The organism is Brachybacterium tyrofermentans (genome assembly GCF_039526165.1).
Classification (GTDB): domain Bacteria; phylum Actinomycetota; class Actinomycetes; order Actinomycetales; family Dermabacteraceae; genus Brachybacterium; species Brachybacterium tyrofermentans.
Window position 1 is genome coordinate 78,976 of the sequence record NZ_BAAAIR010000034.1, and the last position, 24,291, is coordinate 103,266.

Consider the following 24,291-nt stretch of genomic DNA (forward strand, 5'->3'; position numbering starts at 1 on the left):
GGTCGGCACCACCGCGTTCGACCTGCCGATCGTCCGGATCCGTCGCCGTGCGCGCCTCCGACAGACGGAATCCCCCGAGCGCACCGGGATCGGTGCGCTCGGGGGATCGGGCCGGACAGGATCGTGCTGAGGTGGCTCAGCGCCGCTCGTCGAGAGCGCGCACACCCTTCCAGGCGGCGGGGATCAGGACCGCGGCGATCGCGGCCTTGACCAGGCCACCGGCGAGGAAGGGCCACACACCGGCGGCGAGGATCCCCCCGATGCCCATCTCCGCGCCCATCACGGCGTTGAGGATCATGGCGAGGTACGGCACGCCGAACAGGAAGGGCACCACGCTCGCGGCGACGAAGCCGACCATGGCCAGGACGGGCTTGCGATCCCAGGCGCGCTCGGCGAACCAGCCGGCCACGAAGGCTGCGGGGATGAAGCCGAGGATGAAGCCGAAGCTCGGGGACAGGGCCGCGGCGGGCCCGCCGGTGAACTCGGCGAAGATCGGGGCGCCGGCGAGGCCGACGAGCAGGTAGGTGAGCATCGCCATCGCGCCGCGGCGGGAGCCGAGTGCGGCGCCGACCAGGATCACGCCGAGGGTCTGGCCGGTGATCGGCACGAGCGGCAGCGGGATCGTGATCTGGGCGAGCAGCGCGACCACGGCGGTCCCGGCGAGGACCAGTCCGGCATCCTGCAGGCGGGAACGGTGCGGGGCCAGGGCATCGGCCAGGACGGGACGGCGGGCCGGAACGGCGATCGCGGACATGGAGCTCCTCGGAGGGTCGGGCGGGGAAGGGATCAGCGTAGGCCAGACTACGCATCCTCGGTCCGTCGGCGTCACACGGTGAGCACCCCACGCGCTCAGCCCCCGCCGAGCCCCTGCGGGACGAGCGCCGTCCCGGCCCACCACGTGCAGGCGGCGAGCACGACGACATAGCCGAGGTTCCAGGTCCATGCGGGCAGCGGTGTGAGCTGTGCGAGCTGGCCCGGGTCGTCGGACCTCCCGCCCCCGCGCATGACGGCCCCGAGGTGCCGCCAGGCGCCGAGCAGGAGGAACACCCCGGCCGCGAGGGTGAGCAGGGCACTGACACCGGGACTCCCCCACCACCACACGGCGCCGATCCCGACGATGCTCGCGAGCACCACCAGCAGGGTGTGCGCGGAGCGGGTGAACACCAGCGAGAGCAGGAGGATCACGAGCGCTGCGAACAGCGCCGTGCGGGACCAGCCCTGCAGCGCTATCTGGATCAGCACGGCTCCCAGGACGGCAGGGGCGGGATAGCCGGCCCAGGTCGAGATGATGCGTCCGGCGCCGCGCCGAGGGCCGACGGTCACCGCGTGGCCTGACATGTCGGCGCTGACCACGAAGCCGGTGAAACGCCGGCCGCAGAGCATGCCGATGATCGCGTGGCCGAGCTCATGCACGATCGTCACGGCGGGCCGCGCAAGGCGCCACAGCGGTGCGAGGGCGACGACCACGAGCGCCACGGCGAGGGCCAGCAGCACCCACCATCCCGCCTCGGGGACGGGCGCGGGCACGATGCGCTCCCACACCGCGCGGCCGACAGTCTGCAGATCCATCCCCCCATCGTCGCAGTGCTCCCCCGGGAACCACGGAGGCAGAGCCAGGCCCACGCACGACCCACACACGCCCCACGCATCCGCGGCCGTCCCATCCGTCCGCGACCGCCTGTCCACCCGCTCCTGCGGGAACGGCGACCGGCCGCATGCCAGACTGTCGGCACTTGTCGACGCGGATACGAAGAACCAGGTGGAAACTGCCGATGGCGGACGTCAACCCCTCCCTTGCCCGTTGGATCGCCGCCCCGGGCACGGATCCGCAGAACCCCCTGCTCCGCACGACGTTCGAGCTCAGCGCCCCGCCGACGTCCGCCCGGCTGCTCGTGACCGGCCTGGGCGCCTTCCGAGCCTTCGTCAACGGCTCCCCCTACCGGCCCTCGCGGCTGGACCCGGGCCTGACCGACCCGCGACATCGGGTGCAGGTGTGCGAGGCGGACGTCTCCGAGCTGCTCACGCGGGGCACGAACGTGCTGGGCATCTCGCTGGGGCGCGGGTTCCACGACATGTCCACCCCGAACGTATGGCGGTGGGAGCAGGCGCCCTGGCGCGGTCCGGTGCGCGCCTGGGCGCACCTCCGCGTCGAGCTGGCCGACGGCACCTCCCGGGCGATCGCCACCGGCGAGGGGTGGCGCACGGCGCCCGGGCCGATCTCCGCGGATTCGATGTACGAGGGTGAGGTCTTCGAGGGTGGCCAGAACCCCGACGCCTGGCTGCAGGCCGGCTTCGACGACTCTGACTGGGAGGGTGTGCTCGTGGACCGCCCGGGATCGGGATCCCGCCGCGCGGCACCGATCGCCGCCCCACGGATGCAGCTGCAGGTCCAGGAGCCCGTCATCGTCCAGGAGGAGATCGTCCCGGTGGAGGTCGCCGGACCGGGCCCCACGAACTCCGGGGATGCGCGCGTGGTGCTCGACATGGGTCGCGTGATCGCCGGCTGGTGCCGGTACACGCTCCGCGGGCAGGAGCCGCTGGAGTTCTCCGCCGTCCACGGCGAGAAGCTCCGGGCCGACGGCAGCGTCGACGCGGACAACGAGCACATCCACGCCGACCGCTTCCAGGAGGATCTGGTGCGGCTCGGACGGGACTCCCCCACCTTCGAACCGCAGTTCAGCTATAAGGGCTTCCGGTATGTGGAGCTCCAGGCCCGGCTGGGAACCCTCGAGGACCTCGAGGTCACGGGACTTCTCGCCCATGCAGATCTCTCCGTCGCCAGTGCCCTGTCCAGCTCGGACGAGTACCTCGTGCGCTTCGATGCCGCGATGAGGGCGTCGCTCGCGAACAACATGCACCATGTCCCCACCGACACCCCGATGCACGAGAAGAACGGGTGGACCGGGGATGCCCTGACGGGGTTGAGCGCGATGGTGGCGAGCTTCGACATGCGCCGGATGCTGCGGAAGTGGGCGCTCGATCAGGCCGACGGCCAGCGCCCGGACGGCTCCCTCTCCGTGATCGCCCCGAATCCCGGTTGGGGATATGAGGAGCTCTCCCCCGCCCCGGAGTGGACCTCGCTGCTTCCCGAGCTGCTCGACGAACTCGCCACCGAATACGGCGAGGTGGACATCGTGCACGAACTGGGCCCCGCCGCCGCGGCCTACCTGTCCTACGAGCTCGGCCGCCGCGACGAGGACGGCCTCGTCTCGGGAGTCCTCGGCGACTACCTGACACCCGGCAGCCCCGGCCCTGCCCCGGAGGACAAGCGCCTCACGGCGACGCTGTTCCTCGCACACGGCCTGCGCGCCCTCGCCCATGCGGTCGAGCTCGCGAGCATCGAGGGCAGCCCGACGGACGGCAACCCCTGGACCTCCCGCGGCGACCAGATCACGGGAGTTCCCACCCCGGCGCAGCTGCTCGACGACGCCACCACCCTCGAGGCCGCCGTGAACACCGTCTTCCTCGACCCTCGGCGCGGGGTGTACCGCGACCCGGGCTCCACTGAGTACCGCCAGACCAGCAACCTGGTGCCCCTGGCCTTCGGGGTCGTTCCCCCGAGCCGGGTCGCCACGGTGGTCTCACACCTGGTCGCGGACCTCGAGGAGCGCGACGCCCACCACGACTGCGGGCACATCGGGGTGCGCTTCCTGCTGCCCGTGCTCTCGGCCCACGGGCACGGTGAGCTCGCACTCCGCGTGCTGTCGAACCCGACGGCGCCGGGGTGGAAGGGGTGGCTGGACGCCGGGAACTCCACGTTCATGGAGATGTGGCACGAGCCCCGCTCCTGCTCCCACTACTTCATGGGGACCCCCGCGACGTGGATCCACGAGAACGTCGCCGGGCTGCGCCGTGGCCCGGACGGGTGGCGGGAGTTCGACGTCGTCCCGGACCCGGACGTCCCCGTCGGCCGGATCGAGCTGTCGCGCCGCACGATCCACGGCGAGATCGTGGTCGACGTGGACCGCGACGCCCGGATCGTGACGCTCGAGGTGCCCGAGGGCACCCGCGCCCGCGTGATGCTTCCCGGCCTCGAGCAGCATCTGGAGCCGGGGCTCCACTCCGTGTCCTGGTGACACCCGGGACATAGAACGGCGCCCGCCGGTTCCGGCGTGATGCCGGACCCGACGGGCGTCGTGGTCTTGACCGGGATCCGCGAGGCGGACCCACCGGTCTTCAGGGCCGATCAGTGATCGACCGGGGCGCTCAGATGGCGCGGATGTTCACTGCCTGCATGCCCTTGGGGCCCTGCTCGGTCTCGAACTCCACGCGCTGGTTCTCCTCGAGATCGCGACGGCCGGTGCCGGCGATCGCGCTGAAGTGCGCGAACACATCGGCGGAGCCGTCCTCGGGGGCGATGAAGCCGTAGCCCTTGTCGGAGTTGAACCAGGTGACGATGCCAGTAGCCATGGCGATATTCCTTCGTTGTCGTGAACCACGTTCGTGGCCCGGGTATCCGTGGCGACGGCGCCGCCGCGGATGTGGTGCACCCCAGGCGTTGCGCCGACCGATGCGGTCGGTGCTGCCAGGACGGGGTGCGTGTGCGGCCTCGAGGGCCGCCTGAGCCGCGGCCAGCGACATGAAGTCGCCGATGCGGCCGAACTGGGGCCCGAAGGCCGTGTGGACCGGCGCGTCAGCGGCAGGGCTGACGACGTGGCCGGCGAACTCTCCGGCGAGCGTGGCGACGTGGACGTCGTCATCGGCTCGGAGCCAGGAGAGGGTGGGGTGCGCTGCAACGACCAGGGAGGCGGCCATCGGCGCGGACGAGAGGGGTGACGTCGAGACGTCGTCGTACGTACTGAGAAGTGCGGAGGAGGTGATGAATACTCAATTTCGTAGGTGTTCTGCGCGACCGTCGTCGGTCGCCTCCGAAAGAGGCATCCAGCGCCGTGCGGCCATCCGCTCTCAGCACCCGGATCCACGACCCGGAGGAGGTGGTGCGTGCCGTCCCGCCGAGGCGAGATCGTTCGAACGACTCCGAGGAGACTACGGCATCCGCGGGACCGCGTGTGACCACATGTGATCCACCGGACGCGGCAACCGTGGATCCGCGTGGCAGCCGGGCCATCGATATCGGTGATGACCTGCACGATGATCCTGTGGGGAGCGTGGCGACGGACGCGGTGCAGCGCCATCGGACCGGACGACCACGTGGTCAGCAGCCGACGCCGACCCCCTCCGGGAGCAGGCAGCGGGCTCACTCCTCCCATCGGACCTCCGCCGCCTCCTTGTCGGGTCGCCACCCGCGCCAGACGGGGTGGCGCAGCCGGCCGTCCTCGGTGCGCTCGGTGTGCTGGACCTCGCCGACGAGGTCCGCGCGCACCCAGTCCGCGTCCCGACGGTCCGCCGCGGGCACGTCGTCCACCGGCGGGGTCTTCCGGGTGCGGGATCCGAGCGTGCTCGCGATCTGCTCGAGGTCGCGGTCGCTGAATCCGGTGCCGACGCGACCGGCATAGCTCAAGCGTCCCTGGGCGTCGGGCACGGCGACGAGCAGGGATCCGATGCTCCCGGAGCGCCCGCCCTTGCCGTGCCTCCAGCCGATGACGACCACCTCCTGATGGCGGGCGTTCTTGAGCTTGATCCAGGTGCGGCCGCGCTTGCCGGGCCGGTAGATGCCGGTTTCCGTCTTCGCCATGACCCCTTCGAGCTGGAGCTCCTGCGAGAGCTCGATCGCATGGTCGACGTCGCCGTGATCGGCGTGCGGCAGATGGACGTGCTCGGCTGCCTCCACCGCGGCGAACAGGGCGTCGCGTCGTGCCCGGTACGGGGTGCGCAACAGGGAGTCGCCGCCGCGCACCAGAAGATCGAAGAGCATCACGTGCACCTCGACCTCCTCCCACGCCCGCTGGACGTCGCGCTCGCGGGTGAGGCCCAGGCGTTGCTGGAGCCGGGAGAAGGAGGGACGGTCGTGGGCGTCGAGCGCGACGATCTCCCCGTCCAGGACGCTCTCGCCCGCCGCGAGGATCTCCGGATCGAGAGCGTCCTGGAGCTCGGCGAGCTCGGGGAAGGTGGCGGTGAGGTCCTTGCCGCCACGGCTGGTCAGGCGCACGGCGTCGGCGGTGACGGTGGCGATGACGCGCACCCCGTCCCATTTCATCTCGAAGGCCCAGTCGTCCTGGTCCCGGATGTCCTCGCGGCGGCCGAGGGTGGCGAGCATCGGGGAGATCGGGTCGCTCATCCCGGCCGGCGCGGATCGGGCTCCGGAGGAGGATGACGCAGAGGGCGCCCCGTCCCCTGCCGTCGGCTGGTCCTTCATGAGATGCAGCAGCCAGTTCGCGTCGGCCTTCTTCTCTGCCGCCGCGGACTTCGTCGTCCCGCCCATGCATCCGGTGTGGAGGAAGGCGAAACGGCGCGGTGCCCCGCCGAGTCCGCCGTCCCCGCGACCGTGGCAGACGACGATGACCTCCTTGCCCTCGCGCCACTTCTCGATCTCGATCGTGCCGGAGTCCCAGAGGGTGACGTCACCGCCGCCGTACTCGCCCGTCGGGATCGTCCCCTCGAAGGTGCCGTACTCGAGCGGATGGTCCTCCGTCTGCACGGCGAGCCGGTTCACGTCGACGTCGAGCGGGGGCCCCTTGGGCACGGCCCAGGAGACCAGCACGCCGTCGTGCTCGAGGCGGAAGTCCCAGTGCAGGCTGGAGGCGTGATGCTCCTGGATCACGAACATCGGCGCCTCGGAGCGCAGGGCCTCGAGCGCTTCCTGCGCGGCGTCGGAACCGGAGTCGGAGTCGGAGCCTGCTGTCGGAACCGGTTCGGGGGTCTTCGTGGCATCACGCTTGGAGCGGTAGACCTCCAGCCGGTCACGCGACGTGCCGGCCGACCCGCTCCCCGCGCTGCCGTTCATGCCCAGGGCCGCGATCGGGTCCGTGTCGTCCTCGATCCGCTGCAGGACCTCCTCGAACTCGAGCTGGTCGAGCTCGGGATCCTCGATCTCCTCCCAGGTGCGGGGCGCCGCCACCGTGGGGCGCAGCCGGCCTCGCAGGGAGTACGGGCACACGGTGGTCTTATGCCCGTTGTTCTGCGACCAGTCCACGAGCACCTTGCCCGCTCGCAACGACTTCTTCATGTCGCTGACGACGTGATCGGGGTGGTCGTCCTCGAGGGACCTCGCCAGCTCGTGGGCGACCTGGGCGATCTCCTCGGCTGTGGCGTCGCCGTCCAGGGGCGCGTAGAGGTGGATGCCTGTGGATCCCGAGGTGACGGGGTAGGACTCCATCCCCATCCCCTCCAGGATCTCGCGGCACCACTGGGCGACGCGGGCGCAGTCAGGAAGGCCCGCTCCCTCCCCAGGATCGAGATCCAGGACCAGCCGATCGGGGTTCGACGGTGCGAGGTCCTCGTCGAAGCGCCATTGCGGGGTGTGGATCTCGAGGGTGGCCAGCTGCGCGAGCCACACCAGCACGGCGGTCTCGTCGACCAGGGGGTAGGTCGAGGTGCCGTCCTTGTGCTCGATGTCCGCGCGCGGCACCCAGTCCGGTGCGTGATCCTCGAGGTCCTTGCGGAAGAACACCGAGCCGGGATGCTCGGCCGTGCCCACCCCGTCGACCCAGCGCTTGCGGGTCGCAGGTCGCCGCGTGGCCTGCGGGATCATCACCGGAGCGATGCGCCGGTAGTAGTCCAGCACCTCTCCCTTCGTGGTCCCCGTCGAGGGGTAGTAGATCTTCTCGAGGTTCGAGACCTTCAGCGTGCGGTCGTCGATCCTGACCTTCTGCTCTCCGGTAGCCATGACCACACTGTGCCCTGCGTCACGGGGATCGTCACGGCCCGAGCAGGAAATCGGCCTACCGATCGTTCCTGGCGTGCGCCGACCGCGCGTGGTGTCATGGGGGCATGCGCGCGATATGGAGCGGTGAGATCACGTTCGGGCTCGTCAACGTCCCGGTGAAGCTCTACGGGGCCACCAGGTCGCACGACCTCTCCTTCCACCAGGTCCACGACGAGGACCAGGGACGCATCCGGTACCAGCGCACCTGCGAGGTGTGCGGCCGCGAGATCGACTACGAGCACATCGACAAGGCGTACGACGACGGCGACAAGACGGTCGTCCTCACCGACGAGGAGCTCGAGGACCTGCCCGCCGAGGACAACGACGAGATCGACGTCGTGCAGTTCGTGCGCGACGAGCAGGTGGATCCAATCCTGCTGGGCACGTCCTACTTCCTCGAACCGGTCGGCCGGTCCTCCAAGGCCTATGTGCTGCTGCGCCGGACGCTCGAGGACACCGAGCGCACAGCCATCGTCACCTTCACGCTGCGCACCAAGACCCGCCTCGGCGTGCTGCGGGTCCATGAGGACCTCCTCGCCCTGCAGACCCTGCGCTGGCCGACCGACCTGAAGGACGTCGACTTCGGCCCGTCGAAGACGACGATCAGCGCCAAGGAGCTGACGATGTCGGCCTCGCTGGTCGAGCAGTTCAGCGGCGACTTCGATCCCGAGCAGTTCACCGATGAGTACCAGGAGCAGCTGCGCGAGCTGGTCGAGGCCAAGCTCGACGAGGGCGACTCGGTCGATACGGATGCGACGTTCGGCAAGGACGGGTCGGCCGATGACGGAGACGACGGCGATGGGGGCGGGAAGGTCATCAGCCTGATGGACGCGCTCGAGCGCAGCGTGCAGAAGCGCCGCGGATCGGGATCGTCCTCCGGGGATGCGAAGGCAGCGCAGGCGACGAAGGGATCGAAGGCCTCGAAGAGCTCGAACAGCTCGAACAGCTCGAAGAAAGCCGACGGAGCGAAGAAGACCGGCAGCTCGAAGAAAGCCGACGGAGCGAAGAAGTCCAGCGGTTCGAGGCAAGCCAGCGGAGCGAAGAAGTCCGGTGGCTCCAAGAAGTCCGGTGCTTCGACGAAGTCCGGCAGCACGAAGAAGTCCGCATAGTCGTCGGCCCGTGCGTCGGCCCCCGCGAGTAGCCTGGCGCTCGTGATCGATCACGCAGGCCCCCAGCCCACAGCCATCGAGGTCCGGGGCGCCCGCGTCCACAACCTCCGCGATCTGGACGTGGACGTGCCGCTGCACCGCGTGGTGGGCATCGCCGGGGTCTCCGGCTCCGGGAAGTCCTCGCTCGCGATGGGCGTGCTCTACGCCGAGGGCTCGCGCCGATACCTCGAGGCGCTGTCCACCTACACGCGCCGCCGCATGTCCCAGGCCCCGCGGGCGGACGTCGACGAGGTCACCCACGTGCCCGCCTCGCTCGCCCTGCGCCAGCGGCCCGGAGTGCCCGGGGTGCGCTCCACCTTCGGCACCTCGACCGAGCTGCTGAACGTGCTGAGGCTGATGGTCTCGCGCCTGGCCTCGCACGTGTGCCCCAACGGCCATCGCATCGGCCCCACGATCGACGTCGCCGCCGAGGTGCCGATCGCCTGCCCCGAGTGCGGCGAGCAGGTCGTCGCTCCCGGCGCGGAAGCACTCGCCTTCAACGCCGAGGGGGCCTGCCCGCGCTGCGAGGGCATCGGCGTGGTGCGCACGGTCGACGATGCGACTCTCGTCCCGGATCCGTCGAAGACCCTCGACGGGGGCGCTGTGGTGCCCTGGTCGATGTTCGGCTTCAACGTGCAGCCGGACATCGCCCGGGAGTTCGGGGTGCGCACGGATGTGCCCTGGCAGGACCTCGAGGACTGGGAGCGCGAGATCGTCCTCGACGGGCCCGAGGAGAAGAAGCACATCACGGTCACCAGCAAGAAGGGCATCCACGACCTCGACTTCACGTTCCGCAACGCCCGCCTGACCGTCACCGCCGAGCTGGCCCGGGCCGATACCGAGAAGCGCCTGTCGAGGGTCTCCCGGTTCCTCGCCGTGAGCACCTGCCCCGACTGTGACGGCACCCGTCTGAGCCCCGCTGCGCTCCTCCCCCGGCTCGACGGGATCGACCTGGCCGAGGCCTCGGCGAAGACGCTCGACGAGCTGATCGCCTGGGCACCGACGGTCGTGGATCCGCTGCCGGGCGAGATGCGCCAGATGGCCCGGGCGCTCGTGGAGACGCTGCTGTCCATGGCCGATCGTCTGGTCCAGCTCGGACTGGGCTACCTGGCCCTGGATCGGGCAGGGTCCTCGCTCTCGACCGGGGAGCTGCAGCGGGTCCAGCTCGCCCGCGCGGTGCGCAACCGCACCACCGGCGTGCTCTACGTGCTCGACGAACCCAGCATCGGCCTGCATCCCTCGAACATCGACGGGCTCCTCACCCTGGTCGGCGACCTGCTGGCCGACGGGAACTCCGTGGTGCTCGTGGACCACGACGTGCAGGTGCTGCGGGCGGTGGACCACCTGATCGAGATCGGTCCCGGGTCGGGCAAGGACGGCGGCACCGTCGTCGCCGCGGGCTCCGTGGCCGATATCGAGGACTCCGCGGATTCCCTGTTGAGCGGGTTCCTGACCGGTCGGAAGCCGGTCGTCGTGCGCGAGCAGGCAGGAGGCGACGTCTTCGCCGACGGTTGCCTGAGCCTGCGCACCGATCCCGTGCACACGGTCCATGCGCTCGAGGTGGAGATCCCTCGCGGCCGTTTCACCGCGGTCACCGGCGTCTCGGGCTCCGGCAAGACGACGATGGTGCTCGAGTCCTTGGTGCCGGCGCTGCGGGCACGGCTCGAGAACCGTCGGCTCCCGGCGCATGTGACGGAGCTCGAGGACGAGGGGATCCTGCGGGTCCACCAGATCGATGCCACGCCGATCGGGGTGAACGTGCGCTCCACCGTCGCGACCTACAGCGGGGTGCAGGACGATCTGCGCCGTGCTTTCGCCCGCACCGACGCGGCCCGCGAGCAGGGGCTCACGCTCGGGGACTTCTCCTACAACACCGGCTCGCTGCGCTGCCCGCGCTGCGAGGGCACCGGGCGGGTCTCGCTGGACGTCCAGTTCCTCCCGGACATCGATATCGACTGCCCTGAATGCGGCGGGCACCGCTACGCCCCGGAGGCCGACGAGATCCTGCGACCGCGCCCGGATTCACCCGTCGGTGTGTCTCTGCCCCATCTGATGTCGCTCACGGCGCGCGAGGCGCTCGACGCGGTCGGTGATCTGCCGGCGGTGCGCAAGAAGCTGCAGGCCCTGGTCGATCTGGGGCTGGGCTATCTCACGCTCGGCGAGGACACCCCGGCGCTGTCCGGCGGGGAGGCGCAGCGGCTCAAGCTCGCCGGGCAGATCGATCGCCGCCAGGACGACGCCCTGTTCGTGTTCGACGAGCCGAGCGTGGGCCTGCACCCGCGGGACGTGCGCACCCTGCTGTCCGTGCTGGATCGCCTCGTCACCCGCGGCGCGACCGTCGTGGTCATCGAGCATGATCTGGACATGGTCGCCAACGCCGACCACGTGATCGACATGGGGCCGGGCGGCGGCGAGGCCGGCGGCCGGATCGTCGCGACGGGCAGCCCGTCGGACGTCGCCGCGATCGACGCGTCGGTGACGGGTCGCTACCTGCGCGAGCACCTCCTCACCGACAGGGCGCGCTGAGGAGAACCCGGGACCAGGTCACGAAGCGAGCTCTGACCCGCCAGCGTCGGCGGAGCCGGCAGAGTCGGCGACGTCGGGCTCCCAGCGGAGCAGATCGCCGGGCTGGCAGTCCAGCACCTCGCACAGTGCAGCGAGCGTCGAGAAGCGCACCGCCCTGGTACGGCCGTTCTTGAGCACGGAGAGGTTCGCCGCGGTGATGCCGACCCGCTCGGCGAGCACGCCCACCGGCATCTTCCGCCGGGCGAGCATCACGTCGAGGTCGACGACGACCGCCATCAGATCACCTCGTCGAGCTCTGCTCGGAGGGAGCGGGCCTGCTCTGCGGTGAGCGTGGCCTGGACCAGCAGCTGGCGCTGCACGTACACGACGAGGGCGACACCGGCGATGACCAGGGCGCATCCGCACAGCGCGCCGACCATCCCCGGCGCCATCTCGTCCCCGGGGGTGGTGCGATTCGCCCAGACGCCGACCAGCGCGAACGCCAGGACCAGCACGGAGCAGGCTCCGATCGCTCCGATGATCACGTCGACATAGCGGAAGGAGCGCTGCGAGAACACCCGACCGTGCCGCACAAGGCCGAGCAGACGCAGGATGCAGACTCCGATCACCTGCAGGGCCAGGATCCCGAGGACGCCGAGCGAGAGGATCACGATGGCGAACGTGGGTATCCCGGCCTGGTCGAGCAGCCCCGCCATCACGATCACGCCCTGCAGCACGAGGGCGCCCAGCAACGAGATCCAGATGATCACCCGAAGAATCGTCACACCCACCGCGCTCATGGCATCGCTCCCTCAGGTCCGTCGTGATCCGCCCGGTCGACGGAGCTCACGGGGAGGACATCGTTCAACAGCAATAATTCATCGATTATCGATGTGCGCCGTGGGTGTGTGCTCAGATCACGGGGTCACCCTCCCCCACCTCTGCCTGCAGTCGGTTCCAGGCCAGGGTTGCCAGCAGCAGCGCCTGGTCCGCGAGCACGGAGTCGTCGAAACGGGCCTGCGGGGAATGGTTCGAGGCGGGCAGATGCTCGGGGTCGAGATCCTTCGCCGCTCCCACGTATCCGTACGCCCCGGGGATCTCCGCGAGCACCCGGGAGAAGTCCTCGGACCCCGTGCGCGGGTTCGCCAGCTCCTGGTAGCGCTCCGCACCGAACAGGGCGCGGGCGGTCTCCCCGAAGGTCGCCGCCTCGACGTCGTCGTTGATCGTGGCGGGGAGGACCGTGCGCATGGTCGCGTGCACCGTGAGGCCGTGGGCGCGGCCGATGTCGGTGACGAAGCGGGGAAGCTCGGCGACCAGCGACTCGGTAGTGGCGTTGCTGAACGAGCGCACACCCACTCGGAAATGGGTCTGATCGGGGATGATGTTCGGCGCGCTTCCGGCGTGGATCTCGCCGACGGTGAGCACCACGGGGTCGAAGGCGCTGTACCGGCGGGTGATGTGCGTGTACAGCGCGGAGATCATCTCGGCGGTGGCCGGCACCGGGTCCAGCGCCTCGTGAGGGCGGGAGCCGTGGCCTCCGCGCCCCACCACGCGCACATCGAGCACGGAGTAGGCGGCCATCAGCGTGCCGGGCCGGCTGGCGATCATGCCGCTGGCGACGTCCGCGGCGACATGGATCCCGTAGGCGGCGATCGGCCGCTCCCCCGCCGCCTCGAGCACGCCTTCGCGCAGCATGACGCTCGCCCCGTCGTACCCCTCCTCCCCCGGCTGGAACATGAACAGGACGGTCCCGGGGAGCTCCGCGCGCCGAGCGGCGAGCAGTCGCGCCGCGCCCACCAGCCCGGCGACGTGCAGGTCGTGGCCGCAGGCGTGCATCGCCCCGTTGGTCGAGCCGAACGGGAGGCCGGTGTCCTCCACGAGGGGCAGGCCATCCATATCGCCCCGCAGCAGCACCACCGGTCCGGGACGGCCGCCGCGGAGCACTGCGATCACCGAGGTGGTCTCGGTTCCCAGCGTGATCTCGAGGTCGAGATCGGCGAGCGCGTCGAGCACGAGCTGCTGGGTCACGGGCAGCTGCAGCCCGATCTCGGGGGTGGTGTGCAGCCGACGTCGCAGATCGATCAGCTGCTCGAGGAAGCGGTCGTCACCGGGGGCGAGGTCTGCCATGCGAGGGTCCTTCCACGTGATCAGGGGTTGCCCCATCCTGGCCCGCTCACGGACCTGCCGCCACCGCGTCCCGCGCGCCGCACCTCAGGTGCCGACGGCGATGACCCCGCGGAGCATGCGCGGCTCCTCGACCTCGTCGAGCACGGCGAGCGCGAAGTCCTCCATCGAGATGCGGGAGGTGCCGTCCGCAGCGATCACGAGGTCGGGGACGGACCCGTCACGCCCGAGGTGGAGGCGATAGGAGCCCTGGCCGAGGCCCGGCGTGCGGTCCGCGGCAGGCGCGAAGTCCGCCGCTGGCGCCAGGTAGGTCCAGGCACTCTCCCGACCGGCCGACTGCAGGATCTCGAGCTGGCGGGTGCTCGCGGCGGCGATCGGCCGGATCGTCGGGGGCACCCAGCGCGGGTCCTCGATCGCCGTCCGTCCGGTGCCGGGCACGCGCAGCGGCGAGGCGCCGCCCACGACCAGCAGGCGCGCGCCTGCCCGGGCCGTTCCGGTGGTGAGACCCGCGGTCACCGCGACCACGTCGGCCTCTCGCCCAAGCGCCGGCCGTGTCGCCGCGATGACGACGTCCATGCGCGCCGCGGCCGCGGCCACCGCTTCGGTGTCGGAGGCATCCACCCTCATCCCCGTCGTCCGAGACGCGATGGTGATCGCGTGGCCCCGCCGTTGCGCCTCGGCCGCGATGCGCGAGCCTGCCGCGCCGGTCCCCCCGATGATCAGGATCCTCATGCCGACCCCTCCCGTCGGCGCGACGTCCTCTGGGCGGCGACCACCGCGATCAGCGCGAGGGCGAAGCCACCCAGCTGGACGGCGGTGAGCTGCTCGCCGAGCACGAGGTATCCGAGCACGGCGGCGACCAGGGGCGAGAGCACCGGCAGGAAGGCGGCGCTCCCGGCCGGCATCCGACCCAGCCCCCGGAACCACAGCGCATAGGCGAGCAGCCCGCCCACGAGCGTCAGCCAGGCGTAACCCGCCACGGCCTGCGCGTCGAGCGCCGGCGGCGCACCTTCGACGGCCACGGCGAGCGGGAGGATCACCAGACCACCGGCCGTGAGCTGCCAGCCCGCGAAGGCGATCGGGCCGACGGGTGGGCGCCACTTCTTGGACAGCACGGTGCCCACCGCCATGGACGTCACGCCGCCCAGGCCGGCGAGGGCCCCGAGCGGATCGAGCGCGGCGTCGGGCCCGAGCACCATGGCTGCGACCCCGAGGACGGCCATGATTCCCCAGGTCAGCCGTCGTGCGGTCGGTCGTTCCCGGAGCAGGACGGCGGCGAGCACCGCGACCAGCAGCGGCCCGGTGGCACCGAACACTCCCGCCACTCCCCCGGGCAGCAGGTAGGCGGCGAGGAACAGCAGCGGGAAGAAGGCGCCGATGTTGAGCGTCCCCAGGAGCAGGGAGCGCCACCACCAGTGACCGTGCGGGAGAGCGCGGCCGAGGGCGAGGGCGAGCAGCCCGGCGGGCAGCGCCCGCAGGACCCCGGACCACAGGGGATGGTCCGGGGGCAGCAGCTCGGTGGTGACGACATAGGTGGTGCCCCACGTGATCGGGGCGATCGCGGTCAGGGCGACGGTGAGTGCCGCAGGCGAGCCGGGCAACGGAACCGGCGGGACCCCGTGACCGCGCGGAGGCGAACCGTCGACCTTGAATCCTTCGACCTCTAACTGTTTCATGGTTGAGAATCTAGACGCCCGGTAGGCTTGCGTCAAACAGTTAGGCATCGAATATTCTGGAGGCGATGACATGGCCGACCGCGTGAGCGACTTCCTCGCCCAGTGGGCCTGGGAGCGCCCGGACATCGACGCGACCCCGATGGGGGTGATCGGCCGCCTCTCCCGCGTCGGGGAGATCGTCAGCCGCACCCTGCAGGCGACGTTCCAGGAATACGGCCTGCATCGCGGGGAGTTCGACACCCTCGCCACCCTGCGCCGCTCCGGGACGCCGTTCACGCTCACGCCCGGCGAGCTGGCCGCATCGAGCATGGTCACCGGCGCTGCGATGACCAACCGCCTGCAGCGCCTGGAGGACAAGGGCCTGCTCGAACGCACGATGGACCCCTCCAACCGCCGTCGCGTGCTCGTGCGCCTGACCGACGCCGGCCGGGAGCTGGTGGACGAGGTCGTGGTCCCGCACGCGCACGGCGAACAGGAGCTGCTGGACGCCCGCCTCAGCCGCGAGGAGCAGACTGCGCTGGCGGAGCTGCTGGAGCGGTTCCTGGAGAACTCGGGCGACGTCTCCGCCCACGACACGAGCAAGGACTGACCCCATGGAGCAGAGCACGACGAACTCCCCCGCCCCCACCCCGAGCCCGAGCCCGAGCCTCAGGACCATCGTCCTCACCGGTGCGTCCGACGGTATCGGCGCCGCCGCGGCCCGTCAGCTCGCAGGCCCGGGCATCCGACTGCTCCTCGTGGGCCGCTCGCCGGAGAAGACCGCGGCCGTCGCGCGAGACGTCAGCGCCGAGCACTTCGTCGCCGATTTCGCCCGCCTCGACGACGTGCGCCGCCTCGCGGAGGAGCTCTCGGAGGCGACGGCCGGGCACGGCATCGACGCGCTCGCCAACAATGCAGGCGGGATCTTCGGTGACCGCACCCCCACCGTCGACGGCTTCGAGAAGACCATGCAGGTCAACCATCTCGCCCCGTTCCTGCTCACCAACCTCCTGCTGCCGCGCCTGCTGGCCGGGAGCGCCGCGGTCGTGAACACCTCGAGCGTGGCGAACCGGCTCTTCGGGCACCTCGACGTCGAGGACCTCGACAACATGAAGCGCTACAGCCCGCGCAAGGCCTACGGGGACGCGAAGCTCGCGAACGTGCTGTTCACCCGCAGCCTGCATGCGAAGTTCCACGACCAGGGGATCTCCTCCGCGGCGTTCCACCCCGGGCTGGTGCGCACGAGCTTCTCCGCAGGTTCTCGCAGCCCGATGCGCTGGCTCTACCAGTCACCGCTGGCACGCCTCGCGCCGATGATCAGCCCCGAGCGGGGCGGAGCGACCCTGGCCTGGTTCCTCACCGGCACTCCGGGCTCGACCTGGACCTCGGGGCGCTACTACGACCAGGACCGGCCCACCATGGCCGTGAACCCACAGGCCGACGATCTCGAGCTCGCCGAGGCGCTGTGGCAGCGCAGCGCCGAGCTGGTGGGGCTGCCGCACACCGCCTGAGCGCGAGCCGCGCACGGGACCCGGGACCGCGTCCCCCTGGGTGCCGGCGTCCGCCCCCGCACCCGGGGCCCCATCCCCTTCCACTCCAGGTTAGGGTTGCCTTCATAGCGCCGGACCCGGCTGCGACGACTCTTCCTCTCGAAGGCCCCATGCCCACCTCACCCACCAGCGGCTCCCTGCTCCGGCGGGCCATCTGCCGCCGCCTGCGATTCGTCGTCCCGGGCCTGCTGCTGATGGCCACCTGGCAGCTCTGCGAGGCTCTCGTGCCGATCTCCATCGGGCTGATCGTGGACCACGCGATCGTGCCCCGGGACCGCGCCGCCCTGCTGCTCTCGATCGCCGGCCTCCTGCTGCTGTTCACGGTGCTCTCCTTCGCCTATCGCTTCGGGGCTCGACGGATGAACACGGCACTGCAGCTGGAGGCCCACGACCTGCGGGTCGAGGTGGCACGCCACGCACTGCTGAGCCGCGGCGCGCTCGATGGGCGCCGGCCGGGCGCGGTCCTGTCGCTCTCCTCGGCGGACGCCGACGTCGCCGCGATGATCTTCCGACAGCTCGCCTCCGGCGGCTCCGCGCTCATCGGCATCGCCGGCGCCTCCGCATACCTGCTGTGGGTCGATCTGCCGGTGGGCCTGGTCGTGATCCTCGGGGTCCCCCTCGCCCTCCTGGTCGTCGCCGGCCCTTCCCGGGCGATCTCCCGGCGCAGCGGTGATCAGCAGGCGGCGGTCGCCGAGGCCGGCGCGGTCGCGAGCGACACGATGGGCGGCCTGCGGATCCTCAAGGCCATCGGTGGTGAGCGCTGGGCCTCTCAGCGCTACCATCGCGCCTCCGCCGACGCGGCCGCCGCCGGGGTCCGCACAGCCGATGTCTCCGGTCGGGTCTCCGGCCTCGGCGCCCTCGGCGTCGGCGTGATCCTCGCAGGGGTGGTGCTCATGGCGGGCTGGCGCGTGACCACGGGCGACCTCAGCGTGGGCCAGCTGGTCTCGGTGATCGGCGTGGCCGTGTTCTTCTCCGAGCCGATCCAGACCCTCACCATGACGATGACCGTGTTCGCCCGCTCCCATGGCGCGGCCGGGAAGATCGCGGACTTCCTGGGCGGCGGTCGATCCGTCGAGCCGACGGGGCCGCTGCCCACCGGCTCCGCGATCGCCGTCGACTCCCTGGACCTCGGGACCCACCACATGGTGGACCTGCGGATCAGCGACGGTGTGCTGTGCGTCCTGGACGTCTCGGAGCCCGCGGCGGCCCTCCGGCTCGCCCGGGCCCTCTCGGGTGGTGCGGGCGCAGATCGGGTCCTCGTGGGCGGCTCCCGCCGCGACAAGATCGCCCGCCCCCTGGCCGGGTCGATGATCAGCGCGCCGCATGCGGCGGATCTCTTCGCCGGGACGATCCGTTCGAACATCACGATGCTCCACGACCCGGGCACCCCGGTGCCCGATTCGGTGCTCGCCGCCTCAGGGACCGCAGAGGTGCTCGGGGTGGTCACCGGCGGCCTGGACCACGAGGTGCGCGAGGCGGGCAGCAACCTCTCCGGCGGCCAGCGCCAGCGGATCGCCCTGGCCCGTGCCCTGTACGCGGACCCGGAGGTGCTGGTGCTCGAGGACCCCACCAGTGCCGTCGACTCGGTGACCGAGTGGCAGATCGCGCGGGGCGTGCAGCGGGAGCGCGCCGGCCGCACCACCCTCGTGCTCACCTCCTCCCCGGCCTTCCGTGCTCTGGCCGACGAGATCCACGAGATCCACGCCGAGGGATCCGCCGATCCGGACCCGGATCCAGCGGCGGCGGCCTCGGCCGTGACTCGCGTCCCGACCCTGACGGGCCCTGACCGCGAGCAGGCCGGCGAGCAGGACCACGAGACCGCCGGGGGTGAGCGATGATCCTGCCCACCGCCTCCCGGCGGCGAGTCCTCGCGGCTCTTCGCCCCCTCCTGTCCGGCCGCCTCCTCCTGCTGCTCCTGATCGCCGTCGCCGGGTTCGTGACCGCGCTGGCCGGCCTCGTCGGCCCCTGGGTCGTGGGCGGGCTCGTGGACGCGCTGCGCGTCGAGACCTCGATGCGCCCGGTGGTCCAGGGCGCCGTCTGGATCCTTGTCGCCGGCATCGTGGGCGGTCTGGGCACCTGGTTGAGCCGCTGGTGGATGGGCGCGCTCGCGGAGCCGGCCGTCGCATCGCTCCGGGAGGACGTCCTGGACGCAGCCCTCGCCGTCGACTCCTCCGTGGTCGAGAGCGGAGGGCGCGGAGATCTCGTCTCCCGCGTCGCGGAGGATTCCCGGGTGGTCACCGAGGCCGCCTCGGCCATCCTGCCGATGTTCCTGCAGTCGCTCTTCGTGGTGGTGGTCTCCGCCGCGGGCATGACGGTGGTGGATTGGAGGCTGGGTCTCGTCGGCCTCGTCGCCGTCCCCATGTACGCGTTGACGCTGCGCTGGTACCTGCCCCGCTCCGGGCCGATCTACGCCCAGGAGCGGATCGCGTTCGGTGTGCGCTCGCAGCGCATGCTCGGCGGCATCGGCGGCGCCACCACCCTGCGGGCGTACGAGGCCGAACGGGTCGAGCTCGAGCGCATCGACGCCGCGTCGGTCCATGCGCGCACCCTGTCGATCGACGTGTTCCGCTTCCTCACCCGCGCCTTCTCGCGCAACAACCGGGCCGAGGCGGTGGTCCTCGCCGCCCTCCTGGTGGCCGGGTCCCTCCTGGTCGAGTCCGGTGGGCTGACGGCCGGCGGCGTCGCGACCGCAGCGCTGCTGTTCCACCGCCTGTTCAATCCGATCGGCGCACTGGTCGGCATGTTCGACGAGATCCAGTCCGCCGGCGCCTCGCTCGCACGGATGGTCGGCGTGATCGACCTGCCGTCGTCGTCGACACGATCAGCACGTGCGGCAGAACCAGTCGGCATCGCGGCGACGGCGGGCGCCCCGGCCCTCGAGACGCTGCCGCCGGCGGACGGCTCGCTGCTGCTGGACGGCGTCGGGCACTCCTACGAGGTCGACCACCCCGTGCTCGCCGCGGTCGATCTGCGGATCGCGCCGGGCGAGGTGGTCGCCGTCGTAGGTGCCACCGGCGCCGGCAAATCGACGCTCGCCCAGATCGCCGCCGGCACCGTGCCGCCCACGACCGGGACCGTCCGCCTGGGAGCCGACGCCGTTCGCGACCTCTCCGCCCCTGCACTGCGACGACGGATCTCGATGGTCAGCCAGGAGGTGCACGTCTTCGCCGGCAGCATCGCGGAGAACGTGCGCGTGCCCGCCCCGGAGGCCGACGACGGTGCCGTCCTCGCCGCCCTGAGCACCGTCGGGGCCCACCGCTGGGTGAGCAGTCTGCCCGACGGCACCGACACCGTGGTGGGCGACGGCGGGCAGCCGCTGACCGCCATGCAGGAGCAGATGCTGGCTCTCGCCCGCATCGTCCTGGCGGATCCGGAGTTCGTGGTCCTCGACGAGGCGACGGCGGAGGCCGGCTCCTCCGGCGCCCGGGATCTCGAGACCGCGGCACGCGGGGTGCTCACGGGCCGGGGCGGGCTCGTGGTCGCCCATCGCCTGTCCCAGGCCGTCACCGCCGACCGCGTACTGGTGATGAAGGGCGGCAGGATCGTCGAATCAGGAACCCACGAGGAGCTCAGCCACGGCGACGGCCTCTACGCGACGCTCTGGGAGGCCTGGACCGCACGGTGAGGGCGATCCGCCGCGAGGCGTCGGCCCCACAACCGTCGCCGTCGCGGAGGTCGCCGTGCTGGGACGGGGTGGAGTCGAGCGGCTCGACCAGGCAGGATGGATGCTCAGGACCCCACCCCGATCAGCACCAGGAGCCCCCATGACCGCTGTCGTCGTCACCGCCATCTTCTACCCCAAGCCCGGCAAGAAGCAGAAGCTCGCGGACGCCATGCAGCGCGGCATCGCCGCCGTGCACACCGAGGAGGGCTGCGAGCTCTACTCCATCCACGACGCCGAGGACGGCACGATCACCATGATCGAGAAGTGGTCCTCCGTCGAGGCGCTCGACGCCCACGGTGACAGCGACCAGGTGAAGATCTTCCGCGCCGACGTCGCCGACCTCGTCGAGAAGCCGGGCCTGGTCACCCGCATGACCCCCATCCCCGCCGGCACGGAGGCCCAGGGCCTGCTCTGAGCGGACAGAGCTGCTGCACGACCAGCTCGACAGCGCGGCGGCCGACGGGACCATCCCGTCGGCCGCTTCTGTTTTTCAGCGGCCGCCACCAGGGTGACCATCGGTGCCGCTACAGCCAGCACAGCCACCACGCCGGCACCCCATCGAGGCCACCATCGAGACCGCCGCGGGCCGGTGGCGCTGACTTGCTCACCCTCGATAACGTACTAATCAGCTGATACGGTTTGTGTCACCTGACTGATACGGATCGAGGTTTCTTCCGATGTGGTTCCTGTACATCCCCCTCGTCGTGGGCGTGCTCGGCGCGGCGCTGCTGAGACTCGTCCTGCGGAGGAGGCTCCCCCGCCTCGCTCGGCCGGTCGGCCTCGTGACCGCTCTGGCTGCCGGCGCCTCGTCGCTGATCATGATCGTGTTCTCGACGTCCCCGTTGATCCCGATGTATGTCACCGACCTCCAGTCCTTCCCCTGGGACGTGTACGCCGCCGTGCGCTTCGTGCTGCCGCTGGCGCTCGGGGTCCTCACGGTGCTCCTGCTCGGACTCCCTGCGCGCGACCGTCGCTCCAACGGGGCCCAGCTGACGCGGCGCACCTGGACCTCGTTCCTGAGCGGGCCATGGATGGTGACCCTCGGGATCGTGCTCGCGCTCGTCGTCACCATCACCGTGGCCACCGGCCTGGTCTCGGAGCGTGATGAGGCCGGCCACTTCACGCGTTATGTCATCGAGCTGGGCAGCGGGGGCGCAGAGACCGACTTCTACGGTTGGCACTACTCCCTGGCGCCGATGATCACCCTGGTCATCCTGCTCGCGGCCACAGTGATGGCATGGGCGGGCATCGCCCGGCCGCCGCATCCGGAGGACGTCGAGCAGGACATCGCGCAGCGCCGCCTGCGGAGCACGAACGTCGCCCGCATCACGACCGGAGCGCTGCTGCTCCACCTCGCGTCGGTCCTCCGTCTCCTGAAGTCGACGTCCACGATGAGTCTCACCGTCGGTGCCGAATCGGGAGAGCACTTCTCCACGGGTTCGGCGTTCTCCGACCTGGCACCCTTCCTGGAATACGGTGCCCCGCTCCTCGCGGCGATCGGCCTGGGGCTCTGGGTCTACACCGCGCTGACGGCTCTCCCTCGGTCCGCGAGGACCTCTCGGGAGTCGGCATGATCATCGAGATCACCCCGGCCGGTGGGAGCCCGGCCGAGCAGATCCACGACCAGATCGCCGGGCTGATCACGACCGGCGCCCTCGCCCGTGGGGACCGCCTGCCCTCCGTCCGGCAGCTCGCCACCGATCTGCAGGTCGCCCCGGGCACCGTGGCGAAGGCCTACCGGGCGCTGGAGGCCAGCGGGCTGATCGTCTCCCGCGCCGGCTCCGGGTCCCGGGTGAGCGACCAGGCCTCCCCCGTCTCCCCCGCCGTCGCCCGCGCCGCGCGACGCCTCGCCTCGAGCTCGCGCGAGGACGGTCTCGACCTGGACGCCGCCATCCGGGTGCTCCGCGCCGTGTGGTGACACCGCGTGGTGACACCGCGAGCTCCCTGCCGACTGCTTTGTGTCCGCAGATCACGCGCCCCGTGCACGGCAGCCCCCTCCAGAGGCAGACTCGAGGCACACGCACCGAGCGAGGAGACGCCCATGAGCACCACCGCCCAGACCCCTGACAGCGCCACGACCACCTGGCAGGGCTTCCGCCGCCGTCGCGACGAGTCCCTGGCCGCTCCCCACGGCATCCTCGCCCAGGTGGGGATCCGGTGGATCGATCCTTCGGCCGGTCCTCAGCGCCTCGAGGGCGTGCCCGGCAGCTGGGAGATCGTGGACGATCGCGCTGTCGTCCACCTCGACGGCACGGATCTGACGGTGCTCGCCGAGGCCCCTGACGTCGAGGTCCACGAGGACGCCGACCGCACCACCGTGACCGTGACCGGCACCGGCGATGTGCGCCTGGCGAGCTACGGCGAGGACGTGAGGATCGACGTGATCCGTCGCGGTGGCCGGATCGGCCTGCGTCTGCTCGACCCGTCGGCCCCGCGCCTGACCGCCTTCGACGGCGTGCCCACCTTCGACTACGACCCGGCCCTCGTGCTGACCGGCACCTGGCGGCGCGAGACCACCACCGTGACGGTCGACTCCGCGATGCCGTGGCTGCAGCAGGAACTGCCCTCCCCCGGTGTGGCCACCCTCGAGATCGACGGCACGGCCGTGGACCTCGTGCTGACCGGGGAGTCGAGCATCCTGTTCACCGACGAGACCTCCGGGACAGACACCGCCGACTGGCGCCAGGTGAGCGCACAGCTCGACGACGACAAGGTGCGGGTGGATCTCAACTATTCCCTGAACTTCCCCTCGGCCTTCAGTGCCTGGGGCACCTGCCCCCGGCCGCCGGTGGGCAATCACCTGCCGCTCGCGGTGCGGGCCGGGGAGTCCCGGGTGGAGCCCACGGAGCGCTGAACGGCGGAAACGGCGGGAACTGCACGAACAGCGCCAGCACCTTAGGATCGCGGGATGCTCGAGAACTCCTCCGCGCGACCCGCGCAGCCCGCATCCGGCCCCGCTGAGCCCGGAGCCGATGCGACCGGAACTGCTGCGGCAGAGGCCGCTCCGACTGGAACTGCAGCAACCGGATCCGCCGATGACCGTTCGTCGGGCCGGGGCCGACGGGGCGGCGTGCCGTGGGGGTCCGTGCTGCGCAACGTGGCCCTCGTCGTCGCCGTGCTGGCCATGATCTGGCTCGCGCTGAACGTGCGCCTGCCATCGCTCGACGAGCTGCGCGCCGAGTTCGCCGAGCTCGGCGCCTGGGGTCCGCTCGCGTTCATCGGCCTCTACGCCGTCGTCGCGCTCACCCCGATCCCGGTGACGATCATGGCCGTGGCCGGCGGGATGCTCTTCGGGCTGCCGCTGGGCACAGTCCTGTCGATGATCGGCGTGGTGCTGGGCTGCTGGGGCGGCTACTGGATCGCCCGCGGCCTGGGGCGCGAGACGGTGATGAAGGGTCTCGGCTCGCATGCGGACATGGTCGAGGACCAGCTGGAGAACGGCGGCTTCTACGCCGTGTGCACGCTGCGCCTCATGCCCGGCATCCCGTACTGGCCGGTGAACTACGGCAGCGGCGCACTGGGCATCACGAGCCGCGACTTCCTCATCGCCACCGCCCTGTCCGCCCTGCCCGGCCAGATCTCCCTCATCGCGATCGGCTCCTTCCTCGCCAATCCCGGCATCGGCCACGGCATCGCCGTGGTGATCTCCTGGATCATCGTGATCATCCTGACCCTGATGTCCTACCGCCGCTGGCGGGCCACCCGCACCGCCGACGCCTGAGCGCCCCGTCCCCGTCGGCCGATCCCCCACTCCGATTCCTCGGCACGGACTCCTCGGCGCCACCTCGACGGATGCCGAGTCCCGGGGTGCCTGTTCCGGGCCGTCGCCAGGACTAGACTGCTCTCACGCCGCCGGAGCCCCTCCTCAGATCCATGCTCG

Annotated in this window: 21 protein-coding genes; 12 read left to right on the top strand and 9 right to left on the bottom strand. The window is 71.1% G+C overall.

Annotation, left to right across the window (positions count from 1 at the left end; genetic code table 11):
* Positions 1 to 136: 136 nt before the first annotated feature.
* Both ABD093_RS08010 and ABD093_RS08015 read right to left on the bottom strand, forming a co-directional pair.
* Positions 137 to 754: a biotin transporter BioY gene (locus tag ABD093_RS08010; protein WP_343923582.1), complete on the bottom strand. Its 618-nt coding sequence runs from the start codon at positions 752 to 754 to the stop codon at positions 137 to 139.
* Positions 755 to 849: 95 nt separating this feature from the next.
* A complete protein-coding gene (locus tag ABD093_RS08015) occupies positions 850 to 1,569 on the bottom strand; it encodes a M50 family metallopeptidase (protein WP_193118069.1) in 720 nt (239 codons plus the stop codon).
* Between the two features lie 203 nt (positions 1,570 to 1,772).
* Between ABD093_RS08015 and ABD093_RS08020 the strand changes: the two genes are divergently transcribed.
* Complete coding sequence (locus ABD093_RS08020; RefSeq protein ID WP_193118070.1) at positions 1,773 to 4,076, top strand: family 78 glycoside hydrolase catalytic domain; 2,304 nt, start codon at positions 1,773 to 1,775, stop codon at positions 4,074 to 4,076.
* A gap of 130 nt (positions 4,077 to 4,206) precedes the next feature.
* Here ABD093_RS08020 and ABD093_RS08025 read toward each other — a convergent pair whose 3' ends face one another.
* Positions 4,207 to 4,410 carry a cold-shock protein gene (locus ABD093_RS08025; RefSeq protein ID WP_193118110.1) on the bottom strand — a complete coding sequence of 68 codons (204 nt, stop codon included), beginning with the start codon at positions 4,408 to 4,410 and terminating at the stop codon, positions 4,207 to 4,209.
* A 787-nt stretch (positions 4,411 to 5,197) separates the two neighbouring features.
* Positions 5,198 to 7,726, bottom strand: coding sequence for an ATP-dependent DNA ligase (locus tag ABD093_RS08030; RefSeq protein WP_343923585.1), 2,529 nt, complete (start codon positions 7,724 to 7,726; stop codon positions 5,198 to 5,200).
* A gap of 104 nt (positions 7,727 to 7,830) precedes the next feature.
* Here ABD093_RS08030 and ku point away from each other — a divergent pair, with 104 nt between their 5' ends.
* On the top strand, positions 7,831 to 8,874 hold the full coding sequence (ku, locus tag ABD093_RS08035; RefSeq protein WP_343923587.1) for a non-homologous end joining protein Ku: 1,044 nt from the start codon (positions 7,831 to 7,833) through the stop codon (positions 8,872 to 8,874).
* Between the two features lie 42 nt (positions 8,875 to 8,916).
* The gene (locus ABD093_RS08040) at positions 8,917 to 11,439 is read left to right on the top strand and encodes an excinuclease ABC subunit UvrA (protein ID WP_319021607.1); all 2,523 of its coding nucleotides are present in this window, start codon (positions 8,917 to 8,919) and stop codon (positions 11,437 to 11,439) included.
* Between the two features lie 18 nt (positions 11,440 to 11,457).
* On the opposite strand, the gene ABD093_RS08045 is transcribed toward ABD093_RS08040, so the two are convergent.
* The 5 genes from ABD093_RS08045 to ABD093_RS08065 all read right to left on the bottom strand — a co-directional run bounded on the left by ABD093_RS08045 (position 11,458) and on the right by ABD093_RS08065 (position 15,218).
* Complete coding sequence (locus ABD093_RS08045; RefSeq protein WP_343923589.1) at positions 11,458 to 11,715, bottom strand: helix-turn-helix domain-containing protein; 258 nt, start codon at positions 11,713 to 11,715, stop codon at positions 11,458 to 11,460.
* Positions 11,715 to 12,218 carry a DUF2975 domain-containing protein gene (locus tag ABD093_RS08050; RefSeq protein ID WP_193118074.1) on the bottom strand — a complete coding sequence of 168 codons (504 nt, stop codon included), beginning with the start codon at positions 12,216 to 12,218 and terminating at the stop codon, positions 11,715 to 11,717. Before ABD093_RS08050 ends, ABD093_RS08045 begins: the two co-directional genes overlap by 1 nt.
* A 112-nt stretch (positions 12,219 to 12,330) precedes the next feature.
* Positions 12,331 to 13,545 carry a M20 metallopeptidase family protein gene (locus tag ABD093_RS08055; protein WP_193118075.1) on the bottom strand — a complete coding sequence of 405 codons (1,215 nt, stop codon included), beginning with the start codon at positions 13,543 to 13,545 and terminating at the stop codon, positions 12,331 to 12,333.
* An 84-nt stretch (positions 13,546 to 13,629) separates the two neighbouring features.
* The gene (locus ABD093_RS08060) at positions 13,630 to 14,274 is read right to left on the bottom strand and encodes an NAD(P)-dependent oxidoreductase (protein ID WP_193118076.1); all 645 of its coding nucleotides are present in this window, start codon (positions 14,272 to 14,274) and stop codon (positions 13,630 to 13,632) included.
* Positions 14,271 to 15,218 (bottom strand): EamA family transporter, encoded by a 948-nt coding sequence (locus ABD093_RS08065; protein WP_343923594.1) that lies wholly within the window; start codon positions 15,216 to 15,218, stop codon positions 14,271 to 14,273. The genes ABD093_RS08060 and ABD093_RS08065 overlap by 4 nt, the downstream gene beginning before the upstream one ends.
* A gap of 70 nt (positions 15,219 to 15,288) precedes the next feature.
* Between ABD093_RS08065 and ABD093_RS08070 the strand changes: the two genes are divergently transcribed.
* The 9 genes from ABD093_RS08070 to ABD093_RS08110 all read left to right on the top strand — a co-directional run bounded on the left by ABD093_RS08070 (position 15,289) and on the right by ABD093_RS08110 (position 24,132).
* Complete coding sequence (locus ABD093_RS08070) at positions 15,289 to 15,807, top strand: MarR family winged helix-turn-helix transcriptional regulator (RefSeq protein WP_193118078.1); 519 nt, start codon at positions 15,289 to 15,291, stop codon at positions 15,805 to 15,807.
* 4 nt (positions 15,808 to 15,811) lie between these two features.
* On the top strand, positions 15,812 to 16,708 hold the full coding sequence (locus tag ABD093_RS08075; RefSeq protein ID WP_343923597.1) for an SDR family NAD(P)-dependent oxidoreductase: 897 nt from the start codon (positions 15,812 to 15,814) through the stop codon (positions 16,706 to 16,708).
* Between the two features lie 149 nt (positions 16,709 to 16,857).
* Entirely contained in the window at positions 16,858 to 18,585 is a 1,728-nt protein-coding gene (locus tag ABD093_RS08080; RefSeq protein WP_343923599.1) for an ABC transporter transmembrane domain-containing protein, read from the top strand.
* Complete coding sequence (locus ABD093_RS08085; RefSeq protein WP_343923601.1) at positions 18,582 to 20,372, top strand: ABC transporter ATP-binding protein; 1,791 nt, start codon at positions 18,582 to 18,584, stop codon at positions 20,370 to 20,372. Before ABD093_RS08080 ends, ABD093_RS08085 begins: the two co-directional genes overlap by 4 nt.
* Before the next feature lie 139 nt (positions 20,373 to 20,511).
* Positions 20,512 to 20,826 (top strand): putative quinol monooxygenase, encoded by a 315-nt coding sequence (locus ABD093_RS08090; protein ID WP_343923603.1) that lies wholly within the window; start codon positions 20,512 to 20,514, stop codon positions 20,824 to 20,826.
* A 262-nt stretch (positions 20,827 to 21,088) separates the two neighbouring features.
* A complete protein-coding gene (locus ABD093_RS08095) occupies positions 21,089 to 21,985 on the top strand; it encodes a hypothetical protein (RefSeq protein WP_193118082.1) in 897 nt (298 codons plus the stop codon).
* A complete protein-coding gene (locus tag ABD093_RS08100) occupies positions 21,982 to 22,329 on the top strand; it encodes a GntR family transcriptional regulator (RefSeq protein ID WP_193118083.1) in 348 nt (115 codons plus the stop codon). The genes ABD093_RS08095 and ABD093_RS08100 overlap by 4 nt, the downstream gene beginning before the upstream one ends.
* Before the next feature lie 123 nt (positions 22,330 to 22,452).
* Positions 22,453 to 23,265, top strand: coding sequence for a DUF1684 domain-containing protein (locus ABD093_RS08105; RefSeq protein ID WP_193118084.1), 813 nt, complete (start codon positions 22,453 to 22,455; stop codon positions 23,263 to 23,265).
* A gap of 54 nt (positions 23,266 to 23,319) precedes the next feature.
* Positions 23,320 to 24,132, top strand: coding sequence for a TVP38/TMEM64 family protein (locus ABD093_RS08110; RefSeq protein WP_226850432.1), 813 nt, complete (start codon positions 23,320 to 23,322; stop codon positions 24,130 to 24,132).
* Positions 24,133 to 24,291: the final 159 nt, after the last annotated feature.

Excerpts from the sequence above, each read along its gene's own strand:
- ABD093_RS08090 (WP_343923603.1), top strand. The coding sequence starts at position 20,512 with ATGACCGCTGTCGTCGTCACCGCCATCTTCTACCCCAAGCCCGGCAAG.
- ABD093_RS08065 (WP_343923594.1), bottom strand. The coding sequence starts at position 15,218 with ATGAAACAGTTAGAGGTCGAAGGATTCAAGGTCGACGGTTCGCCTCCG.
- ABD093_RS08100 (WP_193118083.1), top strand. The coding sequence starts at position 21,982 with ATGATCATCGAGATCACCCCGGCCGGTGGGAGCCCGGCCGAGCAGATC.
- ku (WP_343923587.1), top strand. The coding sequence starts at position 7,831 with ATGCGCGCGATATGGAGCGGTGAGATCACGTTCGGGCTCGTCAACGTC.
- ABD093_RS08095 (WP_193118082.1), top strand. The coding sequence starts at position 21,089 with ATGTGGTTCCTGTACATCCCCCTCGTCGTGGGCGTGCTCGGCGCGGCG.
- ABD093_RS08055 (WP_193118075.1), bottom strand. The coding sequence starts at position 13,545 with ATGGCAGACCTCGCCCCCGGTGACGACCGCTTCCTCGAGCAGCTGATC.
- ABD093_RS08110 (WP_226850432.1), top strand. The coding sequence starts at position 23,320 with ATGCTCGAGAACTCCTCCGCGCGACCCGCGCAGCCCGCATCCGGCCCC.
- ABD093_RS08020 (WP_193118070.1), top strand. The coding sequence starts at position 1,773 with ATGGCGGACGTCAACCCCTCCCTTGCCCGTTGGATCGCCGCCCCGGGC.
- ABD093_RS08075 (WP_343923597.1), top strand. The coding sequence starts at position 15,812 with ATGGAGCAGAGCACGACGAACTCCCCCGCCCCCACCCCGAGCCCGAGC.
- ABD093_RS08015 (WP_193118069.1), bottom strand. The coding sequence starts at position 1,569 with ATGGATCTGCAGACTGTCGGCCGCGCGGTGTGGGAGCGCATCGTGCCC.
- ABD093_RS08030 (WP_343923585.1), bottom strand. The coding sequence starts at position 7,726 with ATGGCTACCGGAGAGCAGAAGGTCAGGATCGACGACCGCACGCTGAAG.
- ABD093_RS08070 (WP_193118078.1), top strand. The coding sequence starts at position 15,289 with ATGGCCGACCGCGTGAGCGACTTCCTCGCCCAGTGGGCCTGGGAGCGC.
- ABD093_RS08060 (WP_193118076.1), bottom strand. The coding sequence starts at position 14,274 with ATGAGGATCCTGATCATCGGGGGGACCGGCGCGGCAGGCTCGCGCATC.
- ABD093_RS08025 (WP_193118110.1), bottom strand. The coding sequence starts at position 4,410 with ATGGCTACTGGCATCGTCACCTGGTTCAACTCCGACAAGGGCTACGGC.
- ABD093_RS08010 (WP_343923582.1), bottom strand. The coding sequence starts at position 754 with ATGTCCGCGATCGCCGTTCCGGCCCGCCGTCCCGTCCTGGCCGATGCC.
- ABD093_RS08105 (WP_193118084.1), top strand. The coding sequence starts at position 22,453 with ATGAGCACCACCGCCCAGACCCCTGACAGCGCCACGACCACCTGGCAG.
- ABD093_RS08080 (WP_343923599.1), top strand. The coding sequence starts at position 16,858 with ATGCCCACCTCACCCACCAGCGGCTCCCTGCTCCGGCGGGCCATCTGC.
- ABD093_RS08085 (WP_343923601.1), top strand. The coding sequence starts at position 18,582 with ATGATCCTGCCCACCGCCTCCCGGCGGCGAGTCCTCGCGGCTCTTCGC.
- ABD093_RS08045 (WP_343923589.1), bottom strand. The coding sequence starts at position 11,715 with ATGGCGGTCGTCGTCGACCTCGACGTGATGCTCGCCCGGCGGAAGATG.
- ABD093_RS08050 (WP_193118074.1), bottom strand. The coding sequence starts at position 12,218 with ATGAGCGCGGTGGGTGTGACGATTCTTCGGGTGATCATCTGGATCTCG.